The sequence below is a fragment of the Glutamicibacter sp. BSL13 genome, from assembly GCF_052928425.1.
The window spans coordinates 1-3086 of record NZ_JAVGCZ010000172.1; the positions used below are offsets into that span (position 1 = coordinate 1).

The window sequence follows — 3086 nt, forward strand, 5'->3', positions numbered from 1 at the left end:
GCGGGCGGAGCCGCCCACGGCTGTGCCACCCAGCCTAGGAGGAATGCCCGGCCCTGACCAGGGCCCGGCGGGAAGCGCCCGGCGGCTCACTCTGCCGGCGGGGCCTCCAGCAGCTGCTGTTGGGAGGTGAAACTGCGCGCCTGGCCGCTGAGCGGGTCGGTGAACGCAATGGACTTGGCCAGCAGCTGCAGCGGACGGGCGTAGTCATCCGGGGCCAGGTCCCATAGCCTGGGGTAGAACGCGTCATTGATGATGCCCAGGCCCAGCGAGGCCAGGTGGACCCGCAGCTGATGGGTCTTGCCGGTCAGCGGATCCAGGTCCAGCAGCGCCACCGGAAGGCCGCTGAAGTGCCCGGCACTGCGCCCCAGGGCGGCCAGGCTGATTCGGGTGCGGGCATTGGGCTCGCCGTCCTGCACGATGGAGCGCAGCTGGCCCTTGACTTTGGTCATCCGGTTGGCGAAGTCCAGGGGCAGGCTCTGGATGAGTTCGCGCAGCTGGGCGGGGCTGCGTTCGGCGATGATGTCCCCGGCCTGCAGCACCTTCCCGGTTTCCAGTCCGGCCCCGGGAGCCAGCGGAACCACCGCCTGGTAGCCCTTGCGGATTTCGCGGCGTTCAAACAGGCTCTGGTAGGCGCCGCGGGTCTGCGGGTTGACCGCAAAGAGGATCACCCCCGCGGTGGCCCGGTCCAACCGGTGCATCGGCACCAGCTCATCGATCCCCGTCTGGTTGCGCAGGCGCACCAGCGCGGACTGCTGGATGAACCGTCCGCCCGGGGTGGTGGGCAGGAAATGCGGCTTGTCCACCGCAATCAGGTGCTCGTCCTGGTGCAGGATCCGCGCCTGGAACGGGATCGGCTCCTCCTGCGGCAGGGAGCGGTAATACCAGATGAAGTCGTGACGCCCCAACGGTGTGCCGGCATCCAGCGGCTGCCCGCCCAGCCCCACGATTTCCCCGTCCTGGAAACGGCGCAAGATACCCGCCGGGTCAACATGCCCGAAGCGTTCGAGCAGGTAATCGGCCACGGTGGGCCACGGGCCGGAGCCGGGCAGGCGCAGCCGGGTGGCGTTCACGCCGTTGCGCACCGGTAGCGGGGAGAGCATTGCCATGGGTTCTATTGTTCCAGCTGTTGGCAGTGCGGGCAGTAATAGCAGTCTCGTTCGTGCTGCCCGGATTCCTCGGCCAGCTTCAGCAACCGGATCCCGGTGCCGCAGCGCAGGCACGGTTTGCCGGCCCGCCCGTAGACCCAGAACGGGTCCCGGGTGCGGGCGGTGCCGGTGGTGACCCGCCGCCCGCGGTCCTTGTTCGCCTGAATCAGCCGGTGGGACATGGCCACCACCTGATCCAGCTGCGCCACCTGCCCGCACGGGGTCAACGGGTGCAGCCGGGTCAAAAACAGCACCTCACAGCGGTAGATGTTGCCCAGGCCGGCCAGCAGGCGCTGGTCCAGCAGCGCGGTGCCGATGGTGCGCCGCGGGTCGCAGCGCAAGTTCTCCGCCGCCAGCCCGGGGTCCCAGTCCGGGCCCAGCAGATCTGGTCCCAGGTGGCCCACCAGCTCGGATTCCTGGTCGGTGGGCACCAGGCGCAGCTGCTGGATGTCGTAGCCGACCACGTCCGCCGACTCGGTGCGAAGGATCACCCGGGCGGTATGGGCCGGGCGCTTGAAGCGCTCGCCGGGAACGCAGAAGTCCCAGCGCCCCTCCATCATCAGGTGTGAATGCAGGCTCAGCGTCGGCTGCTCGCTGTCCGGGTTGTGCAGGCGCAGCAGCAGGTGCTTGCCGCGCGGAACCACCTCGGTCACCCGGTACCCGGCCAGGTTGGTGGTGGCCAGCTGCGGCACCCGGAATTCGGTGGAGCGCAGCACCTGCCCCTCAAGGACCGTGCGCATGCGCCGCGCCAGGCGGTAGACCGAATCTCCTTCGGGCATTGTTGCTCTTCCTCCTGCATCGGTAAGCTCCGGCCGGGTCGCGTCGGGATCCGGCGGCGCCGTGGTCGGGTTAGCGCCGGAAACGGATTCCCTGCGGGGTGCTGTAGAAACCGGCCTGCAGCAGCGCCTGGGCCAGCGGGTCCTCAAGCACGGGGAGCCCGTTGACGGTGGCGATGGCAATCTTTTCCACCGCCGCGGTGCGCAAGGTGGCCACCAGCCTGGCGCCCAGGGCCGCCAGGTGCTCGGCCGGCCAGGAGCCGAAGCTGAGCACGGTGCGTCCACCGCGTTCCAGGTAGAAGGCCAGCTCCCCGTCGATCAGCCCCACCAGCGCCCCGGCCTTGCGCCCGGGCCGGTGCCCGGTTTCGGTGGCCGGCCAGGGCAGGGCGGCCCCGTACGGGTTGGCCGGGTCGGTGGCCGCCAGCACCAGGATGCGCGGTTGGCGCCGCGGGGTCTGGGTTTCCAGTTGGAAGGAACGCAGCCGGTCGATCGTGTTGGCGGAGGCGAACTGGGCGGCGCCGAGCTTTTCGATGAAGTAGCCGCGCCGCGTATGCCCGGCCTCCTCCAGCTTGCCCAGCACCCGGTACAGGGTGCCGAACCCGCCGGGCACCTGTTCGGCGGCGACCGAGCCGCGGGTCACCACCCCGTAGCGTTCCAGCAGCACCTCCGCGGCGGCATGGGAGCGGATGGTCGGATCGGCCACCGGCTCGGGCAGCCGGCTCCAGCGGGCCCCGCCCGAACGCGCCGGGGCGTGCGGCGCGGTCGGGCTGCCGGCCAGCCGGGTGAGTCCGGAGAGCCGGTTCAACCGTGCCGCGCGGGCCCGCGGCGGGGGCTTGGCGATCTTGTGCGCGGTGCTGCCCCCGGCCAGGTAGCCGCGCACCGGGGACAGGGTGTCCGGGCTGATGAAGCCGGCCCAGAACAGCTGCCAGCACGCGTCACCGACCTGGGACAGGGACGGGGGCGCGCTGTCCTCCTCGGTCATCCAGGCGGCCAGCTCCTCCACAAAGTAGGCGCCGGTGCTCTCGAACCGCTCCAGCAGGCGCAGCGCGAACGCGTCCAGTTCGCTGCGGTCCCCGGGCGGCAGGGTCAAGCTGGCGTGTTCGGCCGTGTGCAGCGCCAGCCAGCCGTCCTTGCCGCCGGCGGCCCCCGCCCCGGCAATCAGCAC

3 protein-coding genes are annotated in these 3086 nt (G+C 70.9%); all 3 read right to left on the reverse strand.

Annotated elements, in window-relative coordinates:
- Positions 1-86: 86 nt before the first annotated feature.
- Positions 87-1100 carry a pseudouridine synthase gene (locus RCJ92_RS15460; RefSeq protein WP_346922927.1) on the reverse strand — a complete coding sequence of 338 codons (1014 nt, stop codon included), beginning with the start codon at positions 1098-1100 and terminating at the stop codon, positions 87-89.
- An 11-nt stretch (positions 1101-1111) separates the two neighbouring features.
- The gene (locus tag RCJ92_RS15465) at positions 1112-1924 is read right to left on the reverse strand and encodes an Fpg/Nei family DNA glycosylase (protein ID WP_446755068.1); all 813 of its coding nucleotides are present in this window, start codon (positions 1922-1924) and stop codon (positions 1112-1114) included.
- 70 nt (positions 1925-1994) lie between these two features.
- Positions 1995-3086: Lhr family helicase (locus RCJ92_RS15470; RefSeq protein WP_446755069.1), on the reverse strand; the 1092-nt coding region annotated here is incomplete at its 5' end.

Excerpts from the sequence above, each read along its gene's own strand:
- RCJ92_RS15460 (WP_346922927.1), bottom strand. The coding sequence starts at position 1,100 with ATGCTCTCCCCGCTACCGGTGCGCAACGGCGTGAACGCCACCCGGCTG.
- RCJ92_RS15465 (WP_446755068.1), bottom strand. The coding sequence starts at position 1,924 with ATGCCCGAAGGAGATTCGGTCTACCGCCTGGCGCGGCGCATGCGCACG.